A 25,968-nucleotide genomic window follows, 5' to 3' on the forward strand; every position below is an offset into this window, starting at 1 on the left:
TGAGGAAAACATGACAAAAATTATTTTTATGGGAACGCCGGATTTTTCTGCAACAGTACTCAAAGGGTTATTAAAAAGCAATCAGTACGATATTTTGGCGGTTGTAACACAGCCAGATCGCGCAGTAGGACGTAAAAAAGAAATCCGTATGACTCCTGTTAAACAGGTGGCTTTAGAGTATGATTTAGTTGTGTATCAGCCGGAAAAATTGTCTCGAAGTAAAGAATTGGAAAAAATCATATCTCTTGGTGCAGATGGAATCGTGACTGCCGCATTCGGTCAATTTTTACCAAACCGCTTGCTGGATTCTGTTGACTTTGCGGTCAATGTGCATGCATCACTTTTGCCAAAGTATCGTGGAGGAGCACCTATTCACTATGCCATCATCAATGGCGATAAGGAAGCAGGTGTGACTATTATGGAAATGGTCAAGGAAATGGACGCAGGCGATATGATTGCGCATCATGCAATTCCCATTGAGGAAACTGATAATGTTGGAACAATGTTTGAGAAACTGGCATTAGTGGGACGAGATTTATTGTTAGAAACTTTGCCAAGGTATCTGGCAGGAGATCTAAAACCTGTTCCACAAGATAATAATCAAGTCACCTTTTCACCAAATATCTTACCAGAAGAGGAGCGGATTGATTGGACCAAAACCAATCGACAGATTTTTAATCAGATTCGCGGTATGTATCCGTGGCCAGTGGCACATACGCTGTTAAATGGAGGGCGATTTAAAATTTGTGAAGCTAGGCCAGTAGAGGGTTCGGGGCAAGCTGGAGAAATCCTTGTTATCGGAAAAAAAGAATTGATTGTGGCAACTGGTGAAGGTGCACTTTCTCTTCAAACAGTACAGCCAGCTGGAAAACCCAAAATGAGTATCGTTGATTTTTTGAATGGTCTAGGACGACACTTGTCGATAGGTGATTTCTTTGGTAAATAAAGTAAAAACAGCACGGCAAGCAGCTCTTACCATATTAGAAGAAGTCTTTTTAAATGGAGCTTATTCCAATATTGCTCTCAATCAAGCGTTGTTAGAGATACCTTTGAGTTCTGCAGACCAAGCTCTCGTAACCGAAATCGTCTATGGAACGGTTGCACGCAAAATGACCTTAGAATGGTACTTATCTCATGTCATTAAAGATCGTGAAAAGTTAGATTCCTGGGTTTACATCCTTTTGTTGCTGAGTTTGTATCAAATACACTATCTTGATAAAATTCCAGCGCATGCAGTTGTCAATGAAGCAGCAGAATTGGCAAAAGCACGAAAAAAAGGAAGTGAAAAGTTCGTCAATGCAGTGCTACGAGGGCTATTACGGGATGGCGTGGCAGACATAGCCGGTATTAAGCGTAAGAACAAACGCTATTCTGTTCAGTATTCTCTACCAGTTTGGTTAGTTAAAGTGCTTATTGAAGAATACGGTGAAACACGAGCTCTAGCCATTTTTGAGAGTCTCTTTCTTCGGAACAAGGCCAGTATTCGAGTAGTCGACTTAAAGTGTAAAGAAGAGTTAAAGGAACGACTACAGGCAGAAGATTCACTATTAGCTCCGACTGCCTTGGTGAAAAGTCACGACCATTTTGCAAGTCACTACTTGTTTGAAAAAGGTGCAATCACCATTCAGGATGAGTCTAGTCAGTTAGTGGCACCAATTATGGATGTGCAAGGTGATGAGAAAGTATTGGATGCTTGTAGTGCACCTGGTGGGAAAACAACACACATTGCTTCTTATTTGACGACAGGTCAGGTTATAGCCTTAGATTTGTATGACCATAAGTTGCGTTTAATTGAAGAGAATGCAAAACGTTTAGATGTAGCAGATAGGGTTATTACGAAAAAGCTAGATGCCAGAAGGGTTTTTGAGACTTTTGGAGTGGATGCCTTTGATAAAATTTTAGTAGACGCACCATGTTCAGGAATTGGTCTTATTCGTCGCAAACCAGATATTAAATACAATAAAGAAAATGCAGATTTTACTTCTTTACAAAAAATTCAGCTAGAGATATTAGATAGTGTTTGTCAAAGCTTGCGAAAAGGTGGTATAATAACTTACAGTACCTGTACAATCGTTTCGCAAGAAAATTTTCAAGTGGTCGAGCAATTTTTAGCTGCTCATCCAAATTTTGAACAGGTAAAACTAGAACAGAATAGACGGGATATTCTACAAGACGGTTGTATCTTAATTACGCCGGAATTATATGGAAGTGACGGATTTTTTATCAGTCAATTCAAACGAATATCTTAACAGGAGGAAATTGACAGTATGGAAATTTCATTATTAACAGATGTTGGTCAAAAGCGTACAAATAATCAAGATTACGCGAATCAATTTGTTAATCGTGCTGGTATGATAATGATTCTTTTAGCAGATGGGATGGGAGGCCATCGGGCTGGCAATATAGCTAGCGAGATGGCTGTCACAGATCTCGGTGCTGCTTGGGTGGACACTCAGATTGATTCTATTAACGGTGTCCGTGAGTGGTTCGCAGAACATCTCGAAACAGAAAACCAAAAGGTTCACCAATTTGGTCAAGATGAAGAATACAAAGGAATGGGCACGACACTTGAAGCTTTAGCAATTATTGGGACTCAAGCTATTTATGCCCATGTAGGGGATTCACGTATTGGCTTAGTGCGTGGGGACAGCTACAGACAGTTGACGAGCGATCATTCTTTGGTGAATGAATTACTCAAAGCAGGACAAATTACGCCTGAGGAGGCAGAACGTCATCCACAACGCAACATCATTACACAATCCATCGGTCAAAGAAGTGAAGTGCAACCTGATGTTGGTATGATCAGTCTCGAGGATGATGATTATATTATTTTAAATAGTGATGGTTTGTCCAATATGATTTCCGAAAGTGAAATTTATGATATTATGACAAGCGATCTCTCTCTTTCAGAGAAAGCAGAAACCTTGATTCGTTTTGCGAATAATGCAGGTGGTTTGGACAATATTACAGTTGCCCTGATTCATTATCATAAGGAGGATGCAGAATGATTCAAGTCGGCAAAATATTTGCCGGACGATATAGAATCATCAAACAAATCGGTCGAGGAGGCATGGCAGATGTTTACTTGGCGAAAGATTTGATTTTAGACGGGGAAGAAGTCGCGGTTAAGGTTCTAAGAACCAATTACCAGACGGACCCAATTGCTGTAGCACGTTTTCAAAGAGAAGCACGCGCCATGGCAGATTTGGATCATCCTCATATTGTCCGGATTACCGACATTGGAGAAGAAGAAGGCCAGCAATATCTAGCAATGGAGTATGTGGCTGGACTTGACTTGAAACGCTATATCAAAGAGCATGCTCCTTTGTCCAATGAAGAAGCGGTGCGAATCATGGGACAAATCCTTTTGGCGATGCGTTTGGCGCATACGCATGGGATTGTTCACCGTGATTTAAAACCTCAAAATGTCCTTTTAACTCCAGATGGCGATGCAAAAGTAACTGACTTTGGAATTGCAGTAGCTTTTGCAGAAACGAGTTTAACCCAGACAAATTCAATGCTGGGATCTGTACATTATCTATCACCAGAACAGGCACGTGGGTCAAAAGCAACAGTTCAAAGTGATATTTATGCTATGGGGATTATTTTCTATGAAATGCTGACAGGTCACATTCCTTATGATGGGGATAGTGCTGTGACGATTGCACTGCAGCATTTCCAAAAACCCCTTCCTTCTGTAATTGCTGAAAATCCAAATGTTCCACAAGCATTAGAAAATGTGGTTATCAAGGCAACGGCAAAAAAATTAACAGATCGTTATCAATCTGTTGCAGAAATGTATGTTGACTTATCTAGTTGTTTATCTGCTGATCGTCGAAATGAGAAGAAATTAGTTTTTGATGATACTGTTAAAGCAGACACTAAGACGCTTCCTAAAGTATCACAGAATACGTTGACTTCAGCGTCTAAACCGACTGCTACATCTACAAAAGAAGCTGTCGATAATCAAACTAAGCCTAAACCAAAACCAAAGAAAAAACGTCGTTTAAGAACGCGTTATAAAGTGTTGTTGTCGGCAGTAGTCTTAGTTATTGCAGCTTTGGTAGCTTTAGTCTATTTGAGTCCCTCAAATGTAAAAATACCAGATGTTACTGGAAAAACCGTCGCGCAAGCACGTTCCGCGATTGAAGCTGCAGGTTTGAAAGTTGGCAAGGAGAAAGACGAATACAGTGATTCTGCTAAGAAAGATTCTGTCATTCGTACGAATCCACAAGCGGGAACACAACGTCGCGAAGGAAGCACAGTAGATTTGATTGTCTCAAAAGGGCCGAAAACATTTACTATGGAAGATTATAGCGGTCAGAAAAAAGCAGATGCTATCAACAGTTTGGTGCAAAAATACAAAGTTTCAAAGGGCTTGATTAAAATTGAAGAAGTCGAAAGTAGTGACTATGCAGCAGGAACTGTTGTTAGTCAGACGCCAGCAGCAGGTAGTACGTATGATTTGACTTCAAAAAATCGGATTACGTTAAAAGTAGCGAAGACGGTTTCAAGTGTTACAATGCCAAGTTATATAGGTTCCACTTATGAATTTGCCTATAATAACCTTACCGAAGTTATTGGCGTTCAAGGAGCTAATGTTGAAAAACGAATAGTTACAACAGCTCCAGCAGGAACACAGGCACACACGATTATTAAACAAAGCCCAGAAGCAAAGAGGCCTCTAAATCTAAAAAATGATCGTATTGTCTTATATGTATATGAGCCAAAAACTGAAGAATCATCTACATCTGAAAGTAGTTCGCAATCTGGAAGCAGTTCAAATAAAAATAGTCCATCATCTAGTAGTTCGTCGAGTAGCGGTAACGATGGATCAAGTTCGAAAACACCAGACACAAGCGCTAGTGCAAGTAATTAAAAAAGTGAGGGAAGAAACTCGTGGTTTTATTAAACCGATTTTTCCCTCACTCTTTTTGCGCTCATTTATATGATAGAGAAGTATTGTTTTTAGTTCCTAAAGTTTGTCCAGTATACTGCTATTAAAAATGTTGGCTAAGAGGCTGGGGCTACAGACTAGTATTGGAAATACTTAGTTTTATTTCGCTGTCTTATTTTCATACCTTAGTCGGAGGAATTTTTGAAAGTTTTTGATACAATAGGATTAGAAAGGTATCGAGACTATGAAAAAGCTCCAATTTTTTATTTTTGTTGAATCCATTCTACTAACATTTGCATTAGTGACGATTTTATCTGGTCATTTTTCACGTGTTATTCTTTTTTTGGTGCTTTTCTTGTTGTTGCTTTATTATTATTTTGGAAAACAAAGAGGAAACTTCCTCCTAGTGACATCTACTATATTGCTTTTTTTTGTTATTATGCTCAATCCCTATGTTATTGCTGCTTTGCTTTTCGCGGTTATTTATGGCATGATTGTGGCTTTTCCCTATATTTATAAGGAAAATGGAGTGACAAATCTCATTTTTGATGATACAGTGAATCCAAAACGAGAAAAAAATAAATGGCTAGGAAATCTTCATCATTTTGGCCCATTAGATACCTGCCGATTTGATGACATTAATCTATTTCGGCTGGTGGGAAAAGATACGATTCACTTGGAACAGGTCATTATCACAAACCATGATAATGTGATTATTTTGCGTAAATTTTTCGGTAACACAAAAATCATTGTGCCAGTTGATGTAGCAGTTAGTCTCAAAGTGAATAATCTATATGGGGAATTACAATTCTTAGGTCAACCTGTCTATGAGTTGCGAAATGAAAGTCTCAGCCTGACAACACCAGACTTTAAGCGAGCACACAAAAGTGTCAAAATTGTTCTATCAACGTTTGTTGGGAATGTTGAGGTGGTTCGGAAATGAAAAAAATCTACTACCTCTTGATTAGCTTTTACTCCATACTTATTTTAGGTGTCATTATTCATTATATTTTTGGCTTATTTAATTTTGATTGGCAGATGATTCTTAATAATGTTGAGCGCTTGGAAAGTTTTAGTTTTTTTGTGATTGTGCTGACTTTTTCTCTGACGATGTTGATGGTTTTAGGTATCAAAGTGATTCAAATGGTTACTTTGTCGACGATTCAGATAAATTTGAAAAATATTTTGGAAGGTCGAGAACTGCAAGAAACACATCAATCAGAAATTGATGCTTCTTTTCAGCAGGTATCAGAGAAATTAACTCATTTAACAGAAAATCTGCAAAAGTCAGAAAATCGTGCCTTGCAAAACGAAGAGACAGTTATTGAAAAGGAACGAAAGCGGATTGCACGTGATTTGCATGATACGGTCAGTCAGGAACTTTTCGCTGCCAATATAATTTTGTCTGGCGTGACAGGGCAAGTGGAGCATTTAGATAAGGATACATTATCGAAACAATTGTCTGGTGTATCAGGGATTTTAAATACCGCTCAGCGTGATTTGCGTATCTTGTTACTTCATTTACGACCGACAGAGTTGGAAGGAAAAAGCTTGGTTGAAGGGCTGAATCTTATTTTGAAGGAGCTATCGGATAAGAGTGATATTGAGGTGAGTTTTCATCATGATGTTCAAAAATTACCGAAACAAATTGAGGAGCATATTTTCCGCATCGCTCAAGAAATTATTAGTAATACGCTCCGTCACGCCAATGCGAATCATTTAGATGTATATCTGTATCAAACTCAGAATGAATTACAGCTGAAGATGACAGATGATGGAATTGGTTTTGAACCCATCTCGTCTGATGAGTTGAGTTATGGTCTGAAAAATATGGAAGAAAGAGTAAATGATATGGCAGGAACGATACAGATTTTAACAGCTCCGAAGCAAGGAGTAGCAATTGATATTCGTGTGCCACTATTGAAAGGAGATTAAGATGCAGATTTTATTAGTAGATGATCATGAAATGGTGCGACTTGGTTTGAAGAGCTATTTGGATGTACAAGATGATGTTGATATGGTGGTAGAAGCTTCAAATGGTTGTGAAGGGGTGGAAAAGGCTCTGTCATTACGACCAGATGTGATAATGATGGATATTGTCATGCCTAAAATGAATGGGATTGAAGCTACACTTGCTATTTTAAAAGAATGGCCTGAAGCTAAAATTCTTATTTTGACTTCTTATTTAGATAATGAAAAAATTTACCCAGTTTTAGATGCAGGGGCTAAAGGGTACATGCTTAAAACATCTAGTGCTGACGATATCTTACGAGCAGTTCGAAAGGTAGCCAAGGGTGAACTTGCTATTGAAACGGAGGTCAGTCAGAAAGTGGAATACCATCGAAATCATATTGAATTACATGAAGAGCTAACAGCGCGTGAGCGCGATATTTTAGGTCTATTAGCAAAAGGGTATGAAAATCAACGGATAGCAGATGAGTTGTTTATTTCGTTGAAGACTGTTAAAACACATGTATCTAATATCTTATCAAAATTAGAAGTAAGTGATCGGACACAAGCTGTTGTTTACGCCTTTCAGCACCACCTTGTCCCACAAGATGACATTTAAGTGGTATAATAGAAAGCGAGTAAGTGTCAAAGGGAGATTATGAACGCAAAACTAAAATACAAATCTAAGAAAATTAAAATCGTCTTTTTCGATATTGATGATACGTTACGAATAAAAGCAACTGGCTATATTCCTGACTCTATTAAAACGGTGTTTAAACAGCTGAAAGAAAAAGGAATTTTAACGGGGATTGCTTCGGGGAGAGGAATTTTTGGTGTAGTTCCAGAACTGAAAGCGTTGCAGCCTGATTTTTTTGTCACCTTGAATGGGTCCTATATTGAAGATAAGGCAGGAAAGGTTATTGCGCAAACTCCGATTGCTCGAAATGTGGTAGAAACTTATATCGCTTGGACGAAGGAAATTGGGATTGACTTTGGCCTCGTTGGTAGTCATGAGGCAGCGCTTTCGACGCGAACACCGCTTATTGATGAAGCCATTGATATTGTTTATCCTAATTTACCTATTCAGCCGGATTTGTATCAAGATCACAACGTTTATCAAATGTGGACATTTGAAGATATTGGAGATAGCTTACAATTGCCTAAAGAGCTAGAAGAACATCTACGATTGGTTCGCTGGCATCCACATTCATCAGATGTAGTTCTAACAAATGGTTCAAAAGCATCTGGAGTTGCGACAGTTGTGGAGCATCTAGGGTTGAAGCCTGAGAATGTGATGGTTTTTGGAGACGAGCTCAATGATTTAGAGTTGTTTGATTATGCAGGTGTCAGTATTGCTATGGGCATTTCACATGAAAAAATAAAAGCCAAGGCTGACTTTGTGACAAAAAAAGTAGAAGAAGATGGCATTTTTTATGCTTTGGAGGAATTAGGAATGATAGAAAAAGAATTACATTTTCCACAAGTAACGATGGAAACAACAGAAGGACCGAAAGCGACTATTAAAACCAACCACGGTGATTTGAAATTTCAATTATTTCCAGAACAGGCACCGAAGACAGTGGCTAATTTTATCGCTTTATCAAAAGATGGCTACTATGATGGAATCATTTTTCACCGGATTATCAAGGATTTCATGATTCAAGGTGGTGATCCAACTGGTACGGGTATGGGTGGCGAATCTATTTATGGAGAAAAGTTTGAAGATGAATTTTCTCCGGAACTGTACAATATCCGTGGTGCACTTTCGATGGCCAATGCTGGTCCGAACACAAATGGCAGTCAATTTTTTATTGTGCAAAACAGCAAGATTCCTTATGCACAAAAGGAATTGGAACGTGGTGGTTGGCCGACACCAATTGCTGAGAGCTATGCAAGCAATGGTGGAACGCCGCATTTAGACCGCCGCCATACTGTATTTGGTCAATTATTAGATAAATCTTCTTATCAGGTATTGGATAAGATTGCAGCTGTTGAAACTGGTGCGATGGATAGACCACTTGAAGATGTCGTGATTGAAACCATTGAAATTGAGGATTAAAATGAGAATTGGCGAAAAATTAAAAGGAAGAATTACAGGAATTCAGCCTTACGGTGCATTTGTGGAATTGGAAACAGGAACAATAGGCTTAATTCATATTTCAGAGATTCGGACAGGTTACATCGAAAATATCCGTGATATTCTGCATGTGAATGATCCGGTCTTGGTGCAAGTGATGGACTATGATGAATTTTCAGGTAAGGCTAGCTTGTCGATGAGAACTCTGGAAGAAGAAAAGCACCATCTACCTAAACGCCATCGTTTTTCAAATGATCGGTACAAATTTGGTTTTGCACCACTTGCTAAAAGTTTACCAACTTGGACAAAAGAAGCGATGAATTTTCTGAGTCAGAATCAGGCAAAAGAAGAAACTGACGGAGAAACAGAAAAATAAACACACAAAAGAATCCTACTAAAAATAACAAAGTCCCTCAATAAATTATTGAGGGATTGTACTTATTCTCAGATATTTTTAAGCAGCTATCAATCTCGTATGCTTCCTATTTTGTGCTATCATATCAAAGTATATTCGTCTGGTAGCATAATAGTTTCTTTACCATTATTGTCAGTTACAAAAATTTCTCGTGGAAAAAATGGGTTGAAAGTATCATTGAAATCAAAAGTGACAACAGTCGTTAGACTATCTTGTGAAAATCGAAAAGTTGTTTTTCCTTTATTGTTGATGAGTTCAAACTGAAGCAGTTCGTCTAGCTCAAACACACCCTTTAGAAAATTATCAATAATATACCAGAAAGAATCAATGATATTATCTGGTAAACTTGTTACAACACCAAAGCTAGCATAGCGTCCACGTGTATTTGTAAAAGCCATTGTCTCTTCCTTTCTGTACTTATTCATCAAAGGATTTTCTATATAATACATAAAATAACCTTGAATTGCAAGAAATTGTTCTTTGAAAATCAAAAAGGACCACTGGTCCTTTGGAAACTTTAGCGACTCTTTAGCTCTACATAACGTTTGTACCAAATATTAACATAGGCTTGCGAAAAAGGTCCGCGCTTATTGTTAATCCAATCTACTAAGATTTTGACATTCTCTTTGAGGATATAATCTAAATCATTAGAGTAGTTCATCTGCCGTTTGTGACGCTCGTATTCATCTACATCAAGTAATCGCTTTTCACCATTGGTAAAGACTTTGACGTCTAAATCGTAGTCTATGTATTTTAATGCTTCTGCATCAAGATAATACGGACTGGCTAGATTGCAATAGTAGGAAACTCCGTTTTCGCGAATCATAGCGATAATATTGAACCAATACTTTTTGTGAAAATAGATAATAGCTGGCTCACGCGTTACCCAGCGTCGGCCGTCACTTTCTGTGACCAAGGTGTGGTCATTGACACCAATAATGGCGTTTTCTGTTGTTTTTAGTACCATAGTGTCGCGCCAAGTACGGTGCAGATTTCCATTATGCTTATAACTTTGAATTGTAATAAAGTCGCCTTCTTTTGGAAGCTTCATCTTCTACCAACTTTCTACAATTAATCAGGCTATCGCTCTTATTGTAACATATTTTCATGAAAAAACATAAATAAACCTTACATTTTTTATAGATATTCTTTGAGAGCGCTCGCAATATCAGAAAAATCGTAGCCTTTGCGAGCGAGTGCTTGGGTGAGGCGTTGTTTTAACTCATATCCGTCATATTTTTTAGAATATTTGTGGTATTGCTTATCTAATTCTTTGTACAGTAATTTCTGCTGAGTTTCCTCATCTTCTTTGATATCTAAGGTTTGATAAGCTGCCTTAGCTTCGGTATAGGAAAAGCCTTTGTTCATCATAAATTGAAGAATTTTATCCTGCAGGGCCTTACTTGGTAGTTTGCTTTGATAGTTGCGGAGTAGTTTTGCAGCGACTTTTTGACTTACTTCTGTAAAATCAAATTTGCATAATTCTTCATCAATAATAGAAGCTGTGATACCTTTTTGAGTCAATTTTTGCTTGAGGACAAAAGCACCTTTATCACCAGATAGAAGATTGGAATGAATAAAGGAATAAGCATATTGTCTGTCATCTATCCAGTTATCTTTTATGAGAATCGTTAGCACTTTCTCGATGGTATCTAAGGAAATATCGTATTTTGTCAAATAATCCCGCACTTCTTTGACAGTTCTTTGCTTGAAAGAAAGATAATATAGAGCTAGATTTTTTCCGTAAGAAAACTGTGCGTAGTCCTGAATTTCTTTTAATTCTTGCTCACTGATATTCATGCCTTTTGATAACATAAAGTGAACGATAGTATCTTCAGTGATGTAAAGTTTGTCAGTTTCGTCCAATTCTAAAAGATAGAGACGATTTTTCTTTTCAATTTTAGTGATTTTCATAATCATTCTTTCGATAACTTGTGTGAAATTTGGAGCTAATGGATGGGATAGTAAGTGTGACTATTAGCCAAATGCTTCAAAAGCTGCGATAAGTCGTAATTTCTCGGAGTTGATATTTTCTCGACCATAGTAGTCCAAAAATAGGTCACCATATTTTGGATTGCCTAGATTATAATTCAGTGACCAGATAGCCCAGTAAAGGTCAATGTGGCGATCACTAAAGCCAGATAGCCCAACATCAATGAAACAGGAAAAATGACTGGCATCAGTGAAGATAAAATTTGGAAGACAGGCATCTCCATGGATAAAGACTTCTTCAGTCAGCAAGTGCCCTAGCTTTTGAATGAGGTGATAAGCCTCTTCTCGGCTGCGAATCTGAAATTGTGGCAGGAGAGCTTTTTCATAGAAAAGCCCTTTTTGATAGTTCTCTTCCGCTAGCTGAATATAGTTCTTTAGAAGTGAGTTTGTGGGAAAGTGGACTGGTTGGAGGTTATGGAGCTGTCTTAGCGCTGTTGCCATGGTTTGGCAGAGGACTTCTGGTTGGTTTAGCACTTCCAATCCTGATATGCCGGAGGCTTCTTTAGTGAGTAAGTAGTCCTTGTCTTGGCTGATGTATGTCAGGACAGGAACACCGATCCCTTGTTTGTCAAACCATTTAGCACATTGTGCCTCTCGTGCTAGCTTTCCTTTTTGGTCTATTTTAAGATAGTAGCCTGTGTCTAGATAAAGCACGGTTGCGCCTGAGTGGGAAGAACTGTCATACAAAGTGGCTTTCTCTGTATATATTCGTAATTCTTCTGGGAATTGAGAAATTGTGAGAGTTACTTTTTCTTTTTTCATACTGATTATTGTACCATATTCTCAACATTATCGTGTTGGCATGGTATAATAGGCTTATGAGTTTGAAAGTAAAGCAAAGAATCCCTTTAAAAATTAAGAAAATGGGAATTAATGGGGAAGGGATTGGATTTTATAAAAAGACCTTAGTCTTTGTACCAGGTGCTTTAAAAGGTGAGGATATTTTTTGTCAAGTTACGACGGTTAAGCGCAATTTTGTCGAAGCAAAGCTCTTGACGATTAATAAGCATTCTAAGTATCGAGTAGAGCCGCCTTGTGAGATTTATGAAAAATGCGGAGGCTGCCAAATTATGCACTTGCATTATGATAAACAGTTAGAGTTTAAGACGGATTTATTGCGGCAGGCTTTGAAAAAATTTGCACCAGCTGGTTATGAAAACTACGAGATTCGTCCAACGATTGGTATGCAAACTCCTCAATATTATCGAGCTAAGTTGCAGTTTCAAACACGGAAATTTAAGGGGAGCGTCAAAACGGGTCTTTATGCGCAGAATTCCCATTATCTGATTTCTTTGAAAAATTGTCTGGTACAAGATAAAGTAACGCAAAGCATTATCAATAAAGTAGCTATTCTTTTGGGAAAGTACCGTTTTCCTATCTATGATGAGAGAAAAAATGCTGGCATTCGGACGGTTATGATTCGGAGGGCTCGGAAAACTGGTCAAGTACAGATAATTTTTATTACAGGAAAAAAGTTGGATTTTTCGCCAGTTATTCGAGATTTAACCTCAGAATTTCCAGAAGTAGATACAGTAGCGGTCAATTACCATACGACAAAATCAAGTGAAATTTATGGAGATAAGACGGAAATTATCTGGGGAAAAGAGACAATTCAAGAAGGTGTTTTGGATTACGAGTTTTCCTTATCACCTAGGGCTTTTTACCAGCTCAATCCAGAGCAGACAGAGGTGCTTTACAGTGAAGCACTTAAGGCCTTGGATGTCAATTCGGAAGATCATTTGATTGATGCATACTGTGGTGTGGGAACGATTGGCTTTGCTTTTGCTACAAAAGTAAAATCTCTTCGTGGGATGGATATCGTACCAGAAGCAATTGAAGATGCGAAGCGAAATGCTAAGAAAATGGGGTTTGGTAATACATATTATGAGGCTGGAACTGCGGAAAGCATTATTCCTCGCTGGTACAAAGAAGGCTATCGGGCAGATGCTTTGATTGTGGATCCGCCTCGGACGGGCTTGGATGAAAGGCTACTAGAGACGATTGTTCGTTATGCACCTAAGAAAATGGTTTATGTCTCCTGTAATGTCTCTACTCTGGCAAGGGACTTAGTCACACTCAGCAAGGTTTACAATGTCCACTATATCCAATCAGTAGATATGTTTCCGCACACAGCTCGAACCGAGGCTGTGGTTAAATTGGTAAGGAAAGATGATTTGTGGATAGAAAAAAATGTATGAAGAAGCTAAGAAACTCTATAATTTGCAGAGGAATCACTCTTTGTTTACACAACTCATGTTGTAGTAGCTCTTGAAGCAGAGGATGGAAAGATGTATACTGTTATTTACTTTGCTCCAACAGCTCGAGGGTCTGTTGGAGTTTGCAGATAAAATTAGCAAAGTGGCTGCTATAAATGTGATGTTATCTATCTGTGCCAACTGAAGCGATAATCCCTAAACCACCTGCTTCTGAATCAGGAATAGCCAACTGATAGATGATTGATTAAAAAATAGAATCGAGCAAAGAGAAAGATCGCTTTGATTTTGCTTAGAAAGCAACCGCTTTTTGTGTTATAATAATAGAAAAATGTTCACGAGGTGAAAAATGGATAACATCATTGATGTATCAATTCCTGTGGCAGAAGTAATTGATAAGCACCCAGAAGTGTTAGAAATTTTAGTGGAGCTCGGCTTTAAGCCGCTTGCCAACCCAATTATGCGCAATACGGTTGGTCGGAAAGTATCCTTAAAGCAAGGTTCTAAGCTGGAAGGTACACCGATGGAAAAAATTGTTCTGACTTTAGAAGCCAATGGCTATGAAGTAGTGGGGCTTGACTAATGGCAGATGAACGAATTGAAATTTTAAAGAATATTTTGCTTGATCTGCATCATGGCGCAAAGGCAGAAGCCGTTCAAGAAGAATTTAATAAGCATTTTACAGGTGTTTCGGCTATTGAAATTAGCTTGATGGAGCATGAGTTGATGACTTCAGATACAGGTGTGACTTTTGAGGATGTCATGTCTCTTTGTAATGTGCATGCAAATCTGTTTAAAGGAGCAGTCAAAGAGGTTGAAATTGCTGATACGGATCATCCGGGACATCCGGTCCAGATTTTCAAGCAGGAAAATTTAGCTTTACGGGCAGCTCTCATGCGGGTACGTAGGCTACTGGATACTTATGAGCGATCTGATGATGAAGAAATGCTGATGGAGATTCGTAAAGGATTGAAGCGGCAGTTAAGCTTAGTAGAACAATTTGATCGGCACTATAAGCGTAAAGAAGAACTAATGTTTCCAATCATGGAGAGCTATGGACATGATTCTCCGCCTAAGGTGATGTGGGGGGTAGACGACCAGATTCGGGATCTTTTTCAAGAGGCAAAAACTGCTGTTGAAAATTTGACCAATCTAGGGATTGAGCAAGTTCGTGAGAAATTTGAAAATTTTGCAGCTGAGTTCGAAGCGATGATTTTTAAGGAAGAGTCAATCCTACTTATGATTTTGCTGGAATCCTTCACGCAGGATGATTGGCTGAAAGTGGCAGAAGGAAGTGATGTTTACGATTATGCAATTATCAAGCCGACTGAGAAATGGATGCCAGTTCGCCAATCATTCTCGGAGGAGGAAAAGAGGACTGTTGAGAAGAATAAAAGCGAAGCGGTAGCAAATGATGAGTTGGTGTCAGATGGCACAATTCAGCAAGTTATTGAGACACCCGAGGGACAGTTCACCATTTCCTTTAAGCCAAAAGAACAAAATGCAGCAGCAATGAGCCGAGAAACTCAGCTGCCATTTGGCAATGGTTATTTATCAGTAAACCAGGCAAATCTGATTCTGAATCATTTGCCGATGGAAATTACTTTTGTCAATAAGGAAGATATTTTCCAATATTATAATGACAGCGTTCCAGCTGAGGAGATGATCTTCAAGCGGATGCCGAGTCAGGTTGGACGCAATGTAGAACTGTGTCACCCACCTAAATTTTTAGAGAAGGTGCGCTTTATTTTTAAAGAATTACGTGAAGGCAAACGAGATAAGTTTGTTATGTGGTTCAAGTCAGAATCGCGAGGTAAGTTTGTTCATGTGACTTATGCGGCAGTACGAGATAAAGCAGGAGAGTTTCAAGGTGTATTGGAATATGTCCAAGATATTCAGCCTTTCCGTGATATTGAAGAAGACTTCTACCGAGGAGTAGATTAGAAGGAGTATGATGACATACGAACAGGAATTTTTAAGGGATTTTGAAACTTGGGTCAAGACTCAAGTAACAATTAATGAAATGGCTCTTGAAGAAAGTCAGAAGGTCTATGAAGAAGACAAAGATGAACGAGCTAAGGAAGCAGCTATTCGTTACGAGAGTCGCCTGGATGCTTATCAGTTTCTATTAGGGAAATTTGCCAACTATCAAGAAGGTAAAGGATTTCATGACTTGCCAGATGGACTTTTTGGAGAGAGAAATTATTGATTTTTCACTGGAAAGGTGTTAGAATAAGTTCATCAGAGGTGTTTTGAGTCAAGCATTTTACAGAAAGTGGCGGTGCTGAGAAGTCCACGAATGCGTCAAAACTGGTTGCTGATGTGATGATAAGATACAATGAAATAAACAAAGCTGCGGGCATCTGCCCGAAATTGGGTGGTACCGCGGAGTTGCATTCGTCCCTGTCATAGATATGGCAGGGGCGAATTTTTGTTTGTAGCTTGGAAAGGGCTGATTGATGGAGACTTACGCAGAATTTTTAAAGAGGGTAGCTTCGTTTGAACAAGCAGAATTGTCTATAGCAGAAACGAATTTTCTGCCTAATTCTTGTGTAACAGAGAAGGTCAATTCAGATAATACTTTTTGTGCCTTCTATGGAGATACAGTTGTCTTTGATTTGGCGACTAAAGATAAGATTTGGCTAGCTGAAATTGTCAAAAAACTTTATGATGAAGCACCTGGTTGCTTTGCAGAAAATTTTCCTGTCTCTAGCTATCATATGACCTTACATGATTTGTCAAGTGGATCGCAATTCAGTGAGTTAACTAGTGATTTAGAACAGAATCGCCAACGGATCGAAAAGAGCTTGAATGATAAGCCATTGGCTCACAAAACGATTAAGATGACAAGCCATTTTATTTTTAATATGTGCAATACGAGTTTGGTGATGGGCTTGGTGCCAGTAAGCGAGTCAGATTATAAAATATTGAGGGGCTTGTACGAGTTGGTTGATGATGTCAGAAGGTTGCCTTATCCCTTTACACCACACATCACTCTTGCTTATTACCACGTCAATGGTTTTTCAGTTAATGAGGTGAAAAAGCTAAAAAGAATTGTTGCAGAACTTAATAAAAATCAGCGGCGGTTTGTTCTTGATACTAGTCGGCTTTACTACCAAACATTTAGTAGCATGGAGTATTATCAGACAATTTTTTCACTTGTAAAAGACAAAGAGTAAAGGAGGATAATGAACCGAGTTTAGAAGAATGTGACGATAAAAATCAATCAAAAATGAAAGGTTTGGATCTGACTGGTAGATGCAGATAGGAGAACTCATTTCTGGTTAAGGATACCAAATGATAAATTGAAAGGAAAAGGTGCTCGATTTAATTGAGAGCATTTGGAACAGTTATGAAAAAGAAATTATTCGTTTTAGTTTGTACAGTGATACTCATACCAGGTCTTGTAGCCTGTAGTTCGCAAGGGAATTCTGGGAAAGGCAAGAAGCATCCGACTACAGAAACAACAACCTCAACCACCAAGAAAGTCTCTAAAAAAGAGCAAGATAATCCGTTAAAGGATATGCAACAGATTGGAAATGATCGGGTCGGCTATGTCTTTGTTCCAAAGGATTGGGTAAGATTTAAAGACTTAAATGGAAGTGATTCCTATCAATACTCAGCAACAGATGCTTATACAATTGTCACCATGAATGGCTATACAAAACAAAAGCTTGGGATTGGTGCGATTGATGATGTAGTAGTTAAACAGGTAGCTGACAATTATTTTGGAATGATGGATAAAACTGGGAATTTTCAAGGTTTGACTGGATCTAGAGCAACTATCACAGATTATCGGACAAAGGATTCTTATCGGGCTTATCAAGTCTATGGCGCTCTCAAGTCTGATGGGAAAATACTATGTGCATGGATTTTTAAGACGAAGAAGAGTGATCGCGTCTATCTCATTTCACTTGAAGGAAATAAAAAGAGCGATGCTTTTGTCAAACAGCTTGCCTATATTGAAACTACATGGTCAGAAAATAAATAAGCCAATCGATAAGATAATTTGATTAACGTAAGGAAGTAGAATATGAAAATTCTTGAAGCATATAATGGTAAAGAGCTCCCAAAAGTTGAAACGGAACGCCTGATATTACGTCAGCGAACGGTAGCTGATGCCGAGGATATTTTCGACTACGCCAGTCGGCCAGAGGTCTCCTACCCAGCAGGCTTTCCTCCCGTCAAAACCTTGGAAGATGAGATTTATTATCTGGAGCATGTCCTTCCTAAACGCAATCAAAAGGACAATCTCCCAGCTGGCTACGGAATTGTCATCAAAGGAACAGATAACATCGTTGGCTCTGTTGATTTTAATCATCGACATGAAGATGATGTACTGGAGATTGGCTATGTTTTACACCCAGATTATTGGGGACGAGGCTATGTTTCAGAAGCGGCGCGTGCCTTGATTGATCTGGCTTTTAAAGAACTAGGTCTTCATAAGATTGAGCTGACTTGCTTTGGTTATAACCTGCAAAGTAAACGAGTAGCGGAAAAATTAGGCTTTACCCTCGAAGCTCGCATCCGAGACCGTAAAGATGCCCAAGGCAATCGCTGTGACGGTCTGATATATGGATTGCTGAGGAGTGAGTGGGAGGAGAGAAGATGAATTTAACCACTGATCAAATAATTTCCATTATAAGTGCAGTTGGAATCAGTACAATTATAAGCACGATATTTACATTTGTTCAAGCTAACAAAAAGAATAATTTAGATTTTATAACAAGAGAACGTTCTGAATGGCGAAAAGGTATGAAAGGTATCCTAGTTGACTTAAATAGTGTATCTGAAGAGGAACGAAAATTAGCAATTTCCCGATTAAAAACTCAAATTAATCCATATGGAAAAAATAGAGAAGTCAAGAATTCAAAGATGTACTTTATGAATGATGGACATATATGGGATTTACTAAATAATGAGATTGATGAAATAGATTTTGATAAATTATCGTTATATATCAATCTCTTGTTAAAGTATGATTGGGAACGTTCTAAGAGTGAGATAAAGTTTAAGCCCTCGACTTTTTTTGATAAATTACTCTATGTTACACTACTATTGGCGAATTTTTATGCCTGTATATTAGCATTTAAGATTTCTTTTATTTACTTGATTTTATCAATGATATCATTGATACTTATCATTTTTCAACCTATAGTAACAAAAGCTATTAAAGTTAATCCTTCAAAGAACGAAAATGAAAGGGTTTGGGTTTTTTGTTTACTATACGCATTCCCATATATAATAACAATAATTATATTAGCTACAATTTTTAATTTACTAAAAATATCTTTTGGCATGATTGCTTTTGTAGGTTTGTTAGCCTATGAAGTATATTTCTTAAGTTCGCTGGTTTCGATTGAGGATGACTATATTAGAGAAGTAGAGAGACATATATTGAAAAAACAGAAGCCTAAAGAATGGGTTCGGTTATCAAATACTATTAATCTATTAGAAAACAGAATTTACAATCAGTATTTTAATTCAAATTCACTAGTATCTTTGCAAAAAAAAAGAAAAAAATTGCTAAGAAAATTAAGGAAGCAGAAAAGACCAAATTATCTGTTGCATCCCAAATTATATTTACAATATCGAAATAATGAAAAACGTATTATTAAAATTGTAAAAAAATAACAAAATAGAAAGGGCATACACATGTCTAAAGAACTTTCACCAAAATACAATCCAGCAGAAGTAGAAGCTGGGCGTTATCAAAAATGGTTAGATGAGGATGTTTTCAAGCCTTCTGGCGATAAGAAAGCTCATCCGTATTCTATCGTTATTCCACCACCAAATGTGACGGGGAAATTGCACCTTGGTCACGCTTGGGACACGACTTTGCAGGATATTATTATCCGTCAGAAGCGCATGCAGGGCTTTGACACGCTCTGGCTACCAGGAATGGATCATGCTGGGATTGCTACGCAAGCCAAAGTAGAAGCCCGTTTGGCTGAAGATGGCATTTCCCGCTATGACCTTGGCCGTGAAAAATTCTTGGATAAGGTCTGGGAATGGAAGGACGAATACGCTGCTACTATCAAAGAGCAGTGGGGCAAGATGGGGATTTCCGTCGATTATTCGCGGGAACGTTTCACCCTTGATGAAGGCTTGTCTAAAGCGGTCCGCAAGGTTTTCGTAGAACTCTATAAAAAACATTGGATTTACCGCGGCGAATTTATCATCAACTGGGACCCTAAGGCACGCACAGCTTTGTCTGATATCGAGGTCATCCACAAGGACATGGAAGGTGCCTTCTACCACATGAACTACATGCTGGAAGATGGCTCACGCAGTTTAGAGGTTGCGACCACGCGTCCAGAGACCATGTTTGGAGATACGGCTGTCGCTGTCAATCCAAATGATGATCGTTACAAAGATCTGATTGGACAAAATGTAATCTTACCAATCATTAATAAGCTGATTCCAATTGTGGCAGATGAACATGCTGATCCAGAATTTGGAACAGGTGTTGTTAAGATCACGCCTGCCCATGACCCTAACGACTTCCTCGTTGGTCAACGTCATAACCTGCCACAAGTCAATGTCATGAATGATGACGGAACTATGAACGATTTGGCTGGTGAATTCTCTGGCATGGATCGCTTTGAAGCCCGCAAGGCAACTGTGAAGAAACTGGAAGAAATCGGCGCTCTTGTCAAAATCGAAAAACGTGTTCACAGTGTTGGTCACTCAGAGCGGACTGGCGTTATGGTCGAGCCACGTTTGTCTACCCAGTGGTTTGTCAAGATGGACCAATTGGCTAAGAATGCCATTGCCAACCAAGATACTGATGACAAAGTGAAATTCTACCCACCACGTTTCAACGATACTTTCCTTCAATGGATGGAAAATGTGCACGACTGGGTAATTTCTCGTCAGCTCTGGTGGGGTCACCAAATCCCTGCTTGGTACAATGCAGATGGCGAAATCTATGTGGGCGAAGAGGCTCCAGAAGGTGATGATTGGATGCAAGATCCAGACGTGCTGGACACTTGGTTCAGCTCAGCTCTTTGGCCGTTTTCAACCATGGGTTGGCCGGATGTGGAGTCTGCAGACTTCAAGCGCTATTATCCAACATCAACCTTGGTGACTGGCTATGATATTATCCCATTCTGGGTATCTCGGATGATTTTCCAAGGTTTGGAATTTACCGGCAAGTCGCCATTCAAAAATGCCCTCATCCATGGCCTTATCCGTGACGAACAAGGCCGCAAGATGTCTAAATCTCTCGGCAACGGCATTGACCCTATGGATGTTATCGAAAAATATGGTACGGATAGTCTGCGTTGGTTCCTTTCAAATGGCTCTGCACCGGGTCAAGACGTGCGTTTCTCTTATGAAAAGATGGATGCTGCCTGGAATTTCATTAACAAAGTTTGGAACATTTCCCGCTATATTCTCATGAACAATGACGGTTTGACCCTTGACCAAGCTAGCCAGAATGTTGCTTTGGTGGTAGAGGGAAAAGCTGGTAATGTGACGGACCGCTGGATTCTTCATAATCTCAATGAAACCATTGCCAAAGTCACCGAAAATTTCGACAAGTTCGAATTCGGTATAGCTGGTCATATTCTTTACAACTTCATATGGGATGAATTTGCCGATTGGTATGTTGAGCTGACCAAAGAAGTCCTTTACAGTGAAGATGAGGCTGAAAAAGTTATTACGCGTTCGGTCCTCCTTTACACCTTGGACAAAATCCTGCGTCTTCTCCATCCTATCATGCCATTTGTTACAGAAGAAATCTTCGGTCAATACGCAGATGGTTCGATCGTGACAGCAGCTTATCCAACTGTTAATCCTGCTTTTGAAAATCAAACGGCGCATTCTGGCGTGGAAAGTCTCAAAGACCTGATTCGAACTGTACGTAATGCGCGTGCAGAAGTCAATGTTGCTCCAAGCAAACCTATCACCATCCTTGTCAAAACAAGCGATAGCAACTTGGAAGACTTCTTCAAAGCCAATGTCAACTACATCAAACGCTTCACAAACCCAGAAACACTTGAAATCAGCTCTGCCATTGCCACCCCAGAACTAGCCATGTCAGCAGTTATCACAGGTGCAGAAATCTTCCTGCCGCTGGCAGGCTTGCTCAACGTCGAAGAAGAATTAGCCCGCCTCAACAAAGAACTGGTCAAATGGCAAAAAGAACTAGACATGGTTGGCAAGAAACTAAGTAACGAACGCTTCGTCGCCAACGCTAAACCCGAAATCGTCGAGAAAGAGCGACAAAAACAAGCTGATTACCAAGCCAAATACGACGCCACAGTGGAACGGATTAAAGAGATGAAAAAACTCCTAAAATAAACATAGAAACACGGTGTAAAAGCCGTGTTTTCTTATGGACTTATGACCATTAATAGGAATTATGTTTTGATTATTTTAAATATAATGTATTCGTTTTCAAAAGTTTTAAAAAGTGTTACAATATTATTGCGAAACTTTATGGAAAGTACTCATTGAGAGGTAAGTGATGAAATGATTTTAGCGCATTATGAATGTGAAACAAATAGGTAGAGTATCTGAAATAATAAAGTTCCCTATATTTCCAACAAATAAGTCAACATTACTTCAACAAAAAAGCAGCTCAACAGTAGAGCTGTTTTTTTAACCCATTTGCAAGTTTAAAATTGTGATTGGTCTTGTATTTACGGATGATTAGACGTTTAAACTTCAACATTATAAAGATCTGTTGATAAATAGCGTTCGCCATTATCTGGAGCAAGAGCTAGAATTTTTTTACCTGTTCCTAGTTTTTTGGCTACTTCAAGTGCAGCATAAATAGCTGCAGCAGAAGAAATACCTACCAGAAAACCTTCTTGTCCACCGATACGACGTCCAAGTTCAAGTGCTTGATTAGAAGTAACGCGAACAATATTGTCGTAAGCTTGAGTGTCTAGTGTTTCTGGGATAAAACCAGCAGAAATACCCTGAATCTTGTGAGGCCCAGGCTCCTCACCGGACAGGATAGCGGACTCATCTGCTTCAACTGCATAAACTTGTATATCTGGATTGACTTTTTTGAGAGCATGAGAAACACCAGAAATGGTACCACCTGTGCCAACTCCTCCGACAAAGGCATCCAAACCTTTCTTACCGAAAGCAGCAATAATTTCTGCTCCTGTTATTCTTTCGTGTATTTCTGGATTAGCTGGGTTGTTAAACTGAAGTGGTAGCCAGCCGTTTCGTTCTTTAGCAATTTCTTCAGCTTTGGCAATCGCTCCCGGCATTCCTTCGCTTCCGGGAGTTAGTACCAATTCTGCACCGTAAGCTTGGATAATTTTGCGACGTTCAACACTCATAGTTTCTGGCATGACAATAACAACCTTATAACCTTTTGCAGCACCAACCCAAGACAAACCAATTCCGGTATTTCCACTGGTTGCTTCGACAATGGTTGCACCTGGCTGAATCAAGCCTTCTTGCTCAGCAGTCTCAATCATGCTGAGAGCAATGCGGTCTTTGACGGACGACCCCGGATTGAAAGCCTCTAGTTTGACATAGACATCAGCAGCACCTTCTGGAACAAGCCTGTTTAATTTCACGATAGGAGTATTTCCGATGAGTTCTGTAATGTTATGATAAATTTGTGCCATAAATGATACCTCAATAATAGTGATAGAAACAGTATAAAACGAAAAGAAATCTTTGTAAAATATAAAAAAACTATCAATGCGATAGCTTATGTTAATCGTTAGGATGAAGGTACCGGAACTTCGACTTTCCGCAACCCTTGATCAGTAATGTCGACTTTTCCATTAAACAACTCAATTAACCCTTCTATCATGCTGTCCTTATCGTTTTTATCAACGAAAATGGTCGTTTGGACTTGTTCTGTAAAGGATGTATCTTGTTCTTGTAAATGGTTAGCTTTAAGAAAATTGGGTAATTCTTGATATTGACTGTAAGAGAGAGCGATTCTCAGCCCAAGCTGTTCTTTTATATGGACGATCCCGATTTCTTTGATAGCTAAAGCAACGTTGCTGCTATACGCCCGAATAAGACCTCCTGCCCCTAGCTTGATACCACCAAAATAGCGTGTCACGACAGCACAGACATTAGTTAGTTGCTGATTTTCTAAAACGCCTAACATAGGTACACCAGCAGTCCCACTTGGTTCTCCATCATCGCTACTTCGCTTCATTTCACTCCGCTCTCCTAATATAAAGGCAGAGCAGTTATGAGTAGCTTTGTAGTGTTCTTTTTTGACAGCCTGAATAAAATTTCGTGCTTCGTCCTCTGTTGTTACACGCTTGATGTGACAAATAAAGCGCGATTTTTTGATTTCTTCTTGGACTTGTCCGTCCTCTTTGATTGTTCTAAACTCCATATCTTCATTTTACAAAAAAACTTGTATTTTGCCAAAATTTTTCCGAATAAATAGATATGATAGAATTACAAGACTATTTAGGTCGTATCTTTACAAGAAGCCAATTACCATTAGGATTGCAGCAACAAGCTCAAACATTGTCGGGAATGATAGAAAAAAAGGGGAAATTATGGTGCAATCGTTGTGGACAAGTAGTTAATAAAGAAAAACAGCAACTACCAATAGGTGCTTATTATTGCAGGTCATGTGTGCGATTAGGAAGGGTCAGAAGTGATGAAAAACTCTACTATTTTCCACAAGCAGAGTTCCCAAAAACGAATGTTTTGACATGGGAAGGAAGGTTAACAGATTACCAAGCTAAGGTTTCTCAAGGTCTTGTAGAGGCAGTTGCCAAACAAAAAAATAGCCTGGTTCATGCTGTCACGGGAGCCGGAAAGACGGAAATGATTTATCAAGTGGTGGCACAAGTTATCAATGAAGGTGGTGCAGTTTGCTTGGCTAGCCCTCGAATTGATGTCTGTCTAGAACTACATCGCAGATTGCAAGAAGATTTTAGTTGTGATATTGCACTCCTGCACGGTGAATCAGAAGTTTATTTTCGCAGTCCTCTTGTGATTGCCACAACGCATCAGCTTCTCAAATTTTACCGAGCATTTGATCTTCTTATTGTTGACGAGGTGGACGCCTTTCCTTATGTGGATAATCCGATGCTTTACCATGCCGTTACACAATCAGTAAAAGAGCAAAGTACTATAATATTTCTAACGGCAACCTCTACAGATGAGCTGGATAAAAAAGTTAGCAAGGGAGAGTTGAACCGCTTAAGTCTCCCTAGACGTTTTCATGGTAACCCTTTAATTGTTCCTAAAAAAGTTTGGTTGGAAAATTTTCAAAAATACCTGAATCAAAAAAAGCTAGTTCCTAAGTTGGAACAATTTGTTAAAAAGCAAAGAAAAACAGGTTTTCCTCTTCTCATTTTTGCTTCTGAGATTAAAAGAGGACAAGAATTGGCAGAGGTTCTCCAAAGTTATTTTTCCAGTGAGAACGTTGGCTTTGTAGCCTCAACGACTGAAAATCGACTCGATATTGTAGAGAAATTTCGACAAAAAGAGATTACAATTTTAGTAACAACGACAATTCTAGAACGTGGTGTGACTTTTCCTTGTGTAGATGTTTTTGTGGTGGAGGCTAACCACCGTTTGTTTAGTCGCAGTGCTCTGGTACAAATAGCTGGACGCGTTGGTCGCAGTATGGATCGTCCGACAGGTGAGCTGCTCTTTTTTCATGATGGGACCAATTTTGCTATTGAACGAGCTATTCAGGAAATTAAGGCGATGAATCAGGAGGCTGGTTTATGAATGTATGTGTTTTATGTGACAATTCTCTTGGCGAAAAACTGACATTTTGTGATTTATTGTCCTTGACTAAGCCAAAAATAAGGGCTTGTGATGCCTGCTTTGACAAATTTCAGCGTATTTCAGAGCAGCATTGTCCTAAGTGTTATCGGGATGGAACAAGTGAAATCTGTGTAGATTGCCAAGTATGGCTGGAAAAAGGAAAAGAAGTTTCTCATAAAAGTTGTTTTGTTTATAATGAAGCTATGAAAGACTTCTTTAGTCAATATAAATTTCAAGGAGATTATGCTCTTTATTCTGTATTTACAGAGATTTTGCAAAAAGAATTAAAAGCCTATAGCGATTATACACTTGTTCCTATTCCTGTAAGTAGTGAAAAGTACCAGAAGCGAGGCTTCAACCAAGTAACAGCTCTCCTTGAGGGGACAAAGTTGCCGTTTAGAGAAATTTTAGAAAAGTATGATACGATTGCTCAATCAAGTAAGACAAGAAAGGAGCGTTTGCAAAGTCAGCAGTGTTTTAAACTGAAAGACAGTGTTCAGCCTCCGACAAAAGTTCTTTTGCTAGATGACATTTATACGACTGGCTCAACCCTACAGTTAGCAAAGGAAATTTTAGTGGAAGCGGGAGTGAAAGAAATTATGACATTTTCATTGGCAAGGTAACGAAAAATTTGCAAAAAAAGAATGAAAGCGTTATAATAAAGTAAAGAAAAACAAAATGCTTAGAAAGAAGGTAC

The 25,968-nt window shown here is 38.9% G+C and carries 26 protein-coding genes; 20 read left to right on the forward strand and 6 right to left on the reverse strand.

The features are described 5' to 3' along the window. Positions 1-10 precede the first annotated feature (10 nt). The 9 genes from fmt (at position 11) to HMPREF1654_RS00620 (ending at position 9,300) form a co-directional block, all read left to right on the forward strand. Positions 11-946, forward strand: a complete 936-nt coding sequence (gene fmt, locus HMPREF1654_RS00580; protein ID WP_003078292.1) for a methionyl-tRNA formyltransferase — start codon at positions 11-13, stop codon at positions 944-946. Continuing rightward, the gene (rsmB, locus tag HMPREF1654_RS00585; RefSeq protein WP_003078425.1) at positions 936-2,249 is read left to right on the forward strand and encodes a 16S rRNA (cytosine(967)-C(5))-methyltransferase RsmB; all 1,314 of its coding nucleotides are present in this window, start codon (positions 936-938) and stop codon (positions 2,247-2,249) included. Before fmt ends, rsmB begins: the two co-directional genes overlap by 11 nt. A gap of 18 nt (positions 2,250-2,267) precedes the next feature. Continuing rightward, the gene (locus HMPREF1654_RS00590; protein WP_003073671.1) at positions 2,268-3,008 is read left to right on the forward strand and encodes a Stp1/IreP family PP2C-type Ser/Thr phosphatase; all 741 of its coding nucleotides are present in this window, start codon (positions 2,268-2,270) and stop codon (positions 3,006-3,008) included. Next, positions 3,005-4,879 (forward strand): Stk1 family PASTA domain-containing Ser/Thr kinase, encoded by a 1,875-nt coding sequence (gene pknB, locus HMPREF1654_RS00595; protein WP_003073669.1) that lies wholly within the window; start codon positions 3,005-3,007, stop codon positions 4,877-4,879. The genes HMPREF1654_RS00590 and pknB overlap by 4 nt, the downstream gene beginning before the upstream one ends. Positions 4,880-5,141: 262 nt before the next feature. After that, entirely contained in the window at positions 5,142-5,840 is a 699-nt protein-coding gene (liaF, locus tag HMPREF1654_RS00600; RefSeq protein WP_003078234.1) for a cell wall-active antibiotics response protein LiaF, read from the forward strand. Continuing rightward, positions 5,837-6,832, forward strand: a complete 996-nt coding sequence (locus HMPREF1654_RS00605; RefSeq protein ID WP_003078340.1) for an envelope stress sensor histidine kinase LiaS — start codon at positions 5,837-5,839, stop codon at positions 6,830-6,832. Before liaF ends, HMPREF1654_RS00605 begins: the two co-directional genes overlap by 4 nt. A gap of 1 nt (position 6,833) precedes the next feature. After that, positions 6,834-7,466 carry a response regulator transcription factor gene (locus tag HMPREF1654_RS00610; RefSeq protein WP_003078408.1) on the forward strand — a complete coding sequence of 211 codons (633 nt, stop codon included), beginning with the start codon at positions 6,834-6,836 and terminating at the stop codon, positions 7,464-7,466. Positions 7,467-7,505: 39 nt separating this feature from the next. Beyond that, positions 7,506-8,906 (forward strand): bifunctional Cof-type HAD-IIB family hydrolase/peptidylprolyl isomerase, encoded by a 1,401-nt coding sequence (locus HMPREF1654_RS00615; protein WP_003078255.1) that lies wholly within the window; start codon positions 7,506-7,508, stop codon positions 8,904-8,906. A 1-nt stretch (position 8,907) separates the two neighbouring features. After that, on the forward strand, positions 8,908-9,300 hold the full coding sequence (locus HMPREF1654_RS00620) for a S1 RNA-binding domain-containing protein (protein WP_014829583.1): 393 nt from the start codon (positions 8,908-8,910) through the stop codon (positions 9,298-9,300). 119 nt (positions 9,301-9,419) lie between these two features. On the opposite strand, the gene HMPREF1654_RS00625 is transcribed toward HMPREF1654_RS00620, so the two are convergent. The 4 genes from HMPREF1654_RS00625 to HMPREF1654_RS00640 form a co-directional block, all read right to left on the reverse strand. Beyond that, positions 9,420-9,737, reverse strand: a complete 318-nt coding sequence (locus HMPREF1654_RS00625) for a DUF960 domain-containing protein (RefSeq protein ID WP_003073656.1) — start codon at positions 9,735-9,737, stop codon at positions 9,420-9,422. A 119-nt stretch (positions 9,738-9,856) separates the two neighbouring features. Further along, a complete protein-coding gene (gene ntdP / locus HMPREF1654_RS00630; RefSeq protein WP_003073655.1) occupies positions 9,857-10,390 on the reverse strand; it encodes a nucleoside tri-diphosphate phosphatase in 534 nt (177 codons plus the stop codon). Between the two features lie 86 nt (positions 10,391-10,476). Continuing rightward, positions 10,477-11,253 (reverse strand): recombination regulator RecX, encoded by a 777-nt coding sequence (recX, locus tag HMPREF1654_RS00635; protein ID WP_003078225.1) that lies wholly within the window; start codon positions 11,251-11,253, stop codon positions 10,477-10,479. A 63-nt stretch (positions 11,254-11,316) separates the two neighbouring features. Then, complete coding sequence (locus tag HMPREF1654_RS00640) at positions 11,317-12,093, reverse strand: aminoglycoside 3'-phosphotransferase (RefSeq protein WP_003078296.1); 777 nt, start codon at positions 12,091-12,093, stop codon at positions 11,317-11,319. A gap of 56 nt (positions 12,094-12,149) precedes the next feature. Between HMPREF1654_RS00640 and rlmD the strand changes: the two genes are divergently transcribed. From rlmD to HMPREF1654_RS00685, 9 genes are all read left to right on the forward strand, one after another. After that, complete coding sequence (rlmD, locus tag HMPREF1654_RS00645; RefSeq protein WP_003078284.1) at positions 12,150-13,529, forward strand: 23S rRNA (uracil(1939)-C(5))-methyltransferase RlmD; 1,380 nt, start codon at positions 12,150-12,152, stop codon at positions 13,527-13,529. Positions 13,530-13,893: 364 nt separating this feature from the next. After that, positions 13,894-14,127, forward strand: a complete 234-nt coding sequence (locus HMPREF1654_RS00650; RefSeq protein ID WP_003073647.1) for a DUF1858 domain-containing protein — start codon at positions 13,894-13,896, stop codon at positions 14,125-14,127. Beyond that, positions 14,127-15,488 carry a DUF438 domain-containing protein gene (locus HMPREF1654_RS00655; protein WP_003078369.1) on the forward strand — a complete coding sequence of 454 codons (1,362 nt, stop codon included), beginning with the start codon at positions 14,127-14,129 and terminating at the stop codon, positions 15,486-15,488. The genes HMPREF1654_RS00650 and HMPREF1654_RS00655 overlap by 1 nt, the downstream gene beginning before the upstream one ends. Before the next feature lie 10 nt (positions 15,489-15,498). After that, positions 15,499-15,753, forward strand: coding sequence for a DUF1912 family protein (locus HMPREF1654_RS00660; RefSeq protein WP_003073643.1), 255 nt, complete (start codon positions 15,499-15,501; stop codon positions 15,751-15,753). Between the two features lie 250 nt (positions 15,754-16,003). Further along, positions 16,004-16,723 (forward strand): hypothetical protein, encoded by a 720-nt coding sequence (locus tag HMPREF1654_RS00665; protein WP_004234069.1) that lies wholly within the window; start codon positions 16,004-16,006, stop codon positions 16,721-16,723. 173 nt (positions 16,724-16,896) lie between these two features. Further along, complete coding sequence (locus HMPREF1654_RS00670) at positions 16,897-17,535, forward strand: hypothetical protein (protein WP_014829584.1); 639 nt, start codon at positions 16,897-16,899, stop codon at positions 17,533-17,535. Positions 17,536-17,577: 42 nt separating this feature from the next. Then, positions 17,578-18,156: a GNAT family N-acetyltransferase gene (locus HMPREF1654_RS00675; protein WP_003078428.1), complete on the forward strand. Its 579-nt coding sequence runs from the start codon at positions 17,578-17,580 to the stop codon at positions 18,154-18,156. Next, positions 18,153-19,178, forward strand: coding sequence for a hypothetical protein (locus tag HMPREF1654_RS00680; protein ID WP_003078405.1), 1,026 nt, complete (start codon positions 18,153-18,155; stop codon positions 19,176-19,178). The genes HMPREF1654_RS00675 and HMPREF1654_RS00680 overlap by 4 nt, the downstream gene beginning before the upstream one ends. Positions 19,179-19,199: 21 nt before the next feature. Then, a complete protein-coding gene (locus HMPREF1654_RS00685) occupies positions 19,200-21,851 on the forward strand; it encodes a valine--tRNA ligase (protein ID WP_003078269.1) in 2,652 nt (883 codons plus the stop codon). A 359-nt stretch (positions 21,852-22,210) separates the two neighbouring features. Here the strand turns inward: HMPREF1654_RS00685 and cysK are convergent, their stop codons facing one another. Next, the gene (cysK, locus tag HMPREF1654_RS00690) at positions 22,211-23,140 is read right to left on the reverse strand and encodes a cysteine synthase A (protein WP_004234070.1); all 930 of its coding nucleotides are present in this window, start codon (positions 23,138-23,140) and stop codon (positions 22,211-22,213) included. 98 nt (positions 23,141-23,238) lie between these two features. Beyond that, on the reverse strand, positions 23,239-23,874 hold the full coding sequence (locus HMPREF1654_RS00695) for a YigZ family protein (RefSeq protein WP_003073631.1): 636 nt from the start codon (positions 23,872-23,874) through the stop codon (positions 23,239-23,241). Positions 23,875-23,930: 56 nt separating this feature from the next. On the opposite strand from HMPREF1654_RS00695, the gene HMPREF1654_RS00700 reads away from it, so the two are divergent. Both HMPREF1654_RS00700 and HMPREF1654_RS00705 read left to right on the forward strand, forming a co-directional pair. Continuing rightward, complete coding sequence (locus tag HMPREF1654_RS00700; RefSeq protein WP_003078363.1) at positions 23,931-25,232, forward strand: ATP-dependent helicase ComFA; 1,302 nt, start codon at positions 23,931-23,933, stop codon at positions 25,230-25,232. Beyond that, a complete protein-coding gene (locus tag HMPREF1654_RS00705) occupies positions 25,229-25,894 on the forward strand; it encodes a ComF family protein (protein ID WP_003078227.1) in 666 nt (221 codons plus the stop codon). Before HMPREF1654_RS00700 ends, HMPREF1654_RS00705 begins: the two co-directional genes overlap by 4 nt. Positions 25,895-25,968 lie beyond the last annotated feature (74 nt).

It is taken from the genome of Streptococcus intermedius SK54 = ATCC 27335, from assembly GCF_000413475.1.
GTDB lineage: Bacteria > Bacillota > Bacilli > Lactobacillales > Streptococcaceae > Streptococcus > Streptococcus intermedius.